This is a genomic window from Streptomyces sp. NPDC047917 (assembly GCF_043204345.1).
GTDB lineage: Bacteria > Actinomycetota > Actinomycetes > Streptomycetales > Streptomycetaceae > Streptomyces > Streptomyces sanglieri.
The window spans coordinates 1-3,373 of the sequence record NZ_JBIDCA010000042.1; the positions used below are offsets into that span (position 1 = coordinate 1).

Genomic DNA, 3,373 nt, shown 5'->3' on the forward strand with positions numbered 1-3,373 from the left:
GGATACCGCATCGAACTCGGCGAGATCGAAGCCGCCCTCAGCACCCACCCCCACATCCACACCACCGCCGTCACCACCCGCGAAGACACACCCGGCAACAAACAGCTCGTCGCCTACATCGTCGCCACCCCAGACAACACACCCACCACACACCAACTCCGTGCGCATCTCCAGCGGCAGCTTCCGGACTACATGGTCCCCAGCGCCTACCTCACCCTCGACCACCTGCCCCTGACACCCAACGGGAAGGTCGACACCAAGGCCCTCCCCGCGCCGGACGGCCACCGCCCCGAACTCGCCACCACCTACACCGCACCCCGGACGGACACCGAGCGCACCCTTGCCGAGATCTGGTCCGAGATCCTCGGGATCGACACCGTCGGCATCCACGACAACTTCTTCGAACTGGGCGGGGATTCGATCGTCAGCATTCAGATGATCGCCCGGGCCAAGAAGTTCGGCGTGCACCTCACTCCGCGGCTGATCTTCAAGAACCAGACGATCGCCGAGATCGCGGTCCACGCCGCCGCGGCCACGCCGGTCGACGCGGAGCAGGGCCGCGTGACGGGCGAGGTCCCGCTGACACCGATCCAGCACTGGTTCTTCGAGAAGGATCTGCCGACGTTCGACCACTTCAACCAGGCCGAGCTCCTCGTCACCGACGGGCTCGCCCCGGACGTGCTGCGGCTCGCGCTGGCTGACCTGATCGAGCACCACGACGCGCTGCGCCTGCGCTGTGTGGACGGGCCCGACGGCTGGCGGCAGTACCTGGACGAGACCGTGGACACCGACATCCTCGACGTGCACGACCTGTCGGGAGTCCCGGACAAGTCCCTGGCATCGGTCGCGCTGGACATCGCGGAGGAGACGCAGCAGAGCCTCGGCCTGGCCAAGGGCCCGTTGCTGCGGGCCGCCCTGCTGGAGTTGGGACCGACGCGAGGACAGCGGTTGCTCACCGTCGTACACCACCTGGCGGTCGACGGTGTGTCCTGGCGGATCCTCCTGGAGGACCTGGGCAGTTGCTACGAGCGGCGGGCCGCCGGCCTCGGGCCGCTGCTCCCTGCGAAGACGACGTCGTTCCGGTCGTGGGCCCAGCGGCTGAACGGCTTCGCCGGCTCCGCTCAGGCACGGGCCGAGTACGCCTACTGGGCCGAGCCCAAACCGGCCGGCCGGGTGCCTCGCGACCGGGACGGCCGCAATGACCTGGGATCCGGCGCCGCAGTCATGGCGGCGCTCAGCCCCGAGGAGACGCGTGCCCTGCTGCGGGACGTGCCACGGGCCTTCAGCACCCAAATCAACGACGCGCTGCTCACCGCACTGGCGCACGCCCTCCGTGACTGGACAGGGGACGACGAGACCCTGATCGGTCTGGAGGGACACGGCCGCGAGGACCTGTTCCCGGACGTGGATCTGTCGCGAACGGTCGGATGGTTCACGTCCGTCTTCCCCGTCGCGCTACGCCTGGCACCGGGAGCCACCGATCCGGTGGCCTCGCTCCAGTCCGTCCGCGAGCAGGTGGCGCGGATCCCCAACAAGGGTGTCGGCTACGGCATCCTGCGCCACCTCGGCGCCCCGGACGTGGCCGCCGAACTGCGACGACAGCCCACTCCGGAAGTGAACTTCAACTACCTGGGGCAGTTCACCAGGGACCTGCCGGGCATCGGGCGGTATGCCGGTCCCGACGAGCCCAAGGGCCACTCGATCAGCCCGGACGGCACGCGCTGGAACGTGCTGGACGTGACCGCCGCCGTCGAAGGCGACACGTTCGGCCTCTACATCAACTACTCGACCGCGCTGCACGAGCGGAGCACGGTCGAGCGCCTGGCCGCCGGTGTCGTAGACCACCTGCGCGAGCTGATCGCCGGCACCGCCGGCAGTGTCGGAGGAGCCGACGACGCCCGCCGGGAGTCCCCCGGTGTTCCCCTCACCGATGTCGGTGACGCCGACATGGCCGCGATCCTGAAGAGGTTCTCGATATGAGTGCGCACAACGTGGAAGACGTCTACGGCCTCTCGCCCCTGCAGTTCGGCATGCTCTACCACTCGCTGGAGGACACGTCCGACACGCGCCCCTACATGGTGCAGATGACGGAGGAGGTCGAAGGACCCTTCGACGAGACGCTGTTCGGAGCCGCATGGCAGCAGCTCGTCGACCGGCATTCGATCCTGCGCAGCGCGTTCGTGTGGGAGGGAGTGTCGGAGCCGGTCCAGGTGGTGCAGCGCCAGGCTCCCCTCCCCTTCGAAGTGAGGGATCTGCGCGGCCTGCCCGGTCAGGAGGAGCAGCTCAGCACCTTCCTGGCGGAGGACTGGGACCGGGGGTTCGACCTCTCACGGGCCCCACTGGTCCGGGTCACCGTGCTGCGGATGGAGGAGGAGCGCCGGATCGTCGTCTGGTCGTTCCACCACATCCTTGTCGACGGCTGGAGTGTGCAGATCCTCCAGAAGGAGCTGTTCGCCCTCTACCGCGCTCTGCTCGGCGGCACTTCCGCCGGACTGCCGCCGACCGTCCCCTACCGCCGTTACATCGAGTGGCTCAACTCCCGGCAGGACGACGGCTCCGGGGCGTTCTGGACCGACTACCTGGCGGGCGTCACCGAACCCACTGACCTGCACGTCGACCGGGACACCGGTGACACCGGAGTCGGTGAGTTCGAAGTGGTCGCCTCCGCAGAGCTGTTCGCGCATGCCCGGGACTACGCCAAGTCCCAGCGCGTCACGATGAACACACTGGTACAGGGCCTGTGGTCGGTCCTGCTCTCGCGGTACAGCCGCCAGGACGAGGTACTGTTCGGCTCCACCATCTCGGGCCGGTCGATCGATCTGCCCGGCGTCGAGTCGATGATGGGCCTGTTCATCAACACGCTGCCGGTGCGCGGCCGGCTCACGGGCGACCTGGTCGCCTCCGAGTGGCTGAGGGATCTCCAGGACGAACAACTGGAGATGCGGCAGTGGGAGTACTGTCACCTCGTCGATGTCCAGAAGCACAGCAGGATCCCGCGCGGCGAGCCGCTGTTCCGGTCGATCCTCGTCTTCGAGAACTACCCGGTGGTGCAGAAGCCGTCGGACTTCCCCGAGGGACTGACGCGGCGCCTGGTCAACTGTGTGGAGCGCACCGGGTACCCGCTGACCCTCGTCGTATCGGCGGGCCGGGCCCTGGAGTTCCGTTTCGTCTACGACCGGAGCAGGTTCGACGCGAAGACGATCGAGCGCATGGCCGGCCACCTTGAGAGCCTGCTGATCTCCTTGGTGGAATCGCCCGGCGCACGCATCGCCGATCTCAACATGCTCACGGTGGGGGAGCGGCGGGAGGTGTTGGTCGAGTGGAATGGTGTGGCTGGTCCGTATCCGGATGCTGCGACGATTCATCGGCTTGT

Annotated in this window: 2 protein-coding genes; both read left to right on the plus strand. The window is 67.9% G+C overall.

Features of this window, described 5'->3' with window-relative positions; genetic code table 11:
• Positions 1–1,980: condensation domain-containing protein (locus tag ACGF8B_RS42045; RefSeq protein WP_392748213.1), on the plus strand; the 1,980-nt coding region annotated here is incomplete at its 5' end.
• Positions 1,977–3,373 (plus strand): condensation domain-containing protein (locus tag ACGF8B_RS42050; RefSeq protein WP_392748214.1); only part of this gene is annotated, 1,397 nt, incomplete at its 3' end. The genes ACGF8B_RS42045 and ACGF8B_RS42050, both read left to right, overlap by 4 nt.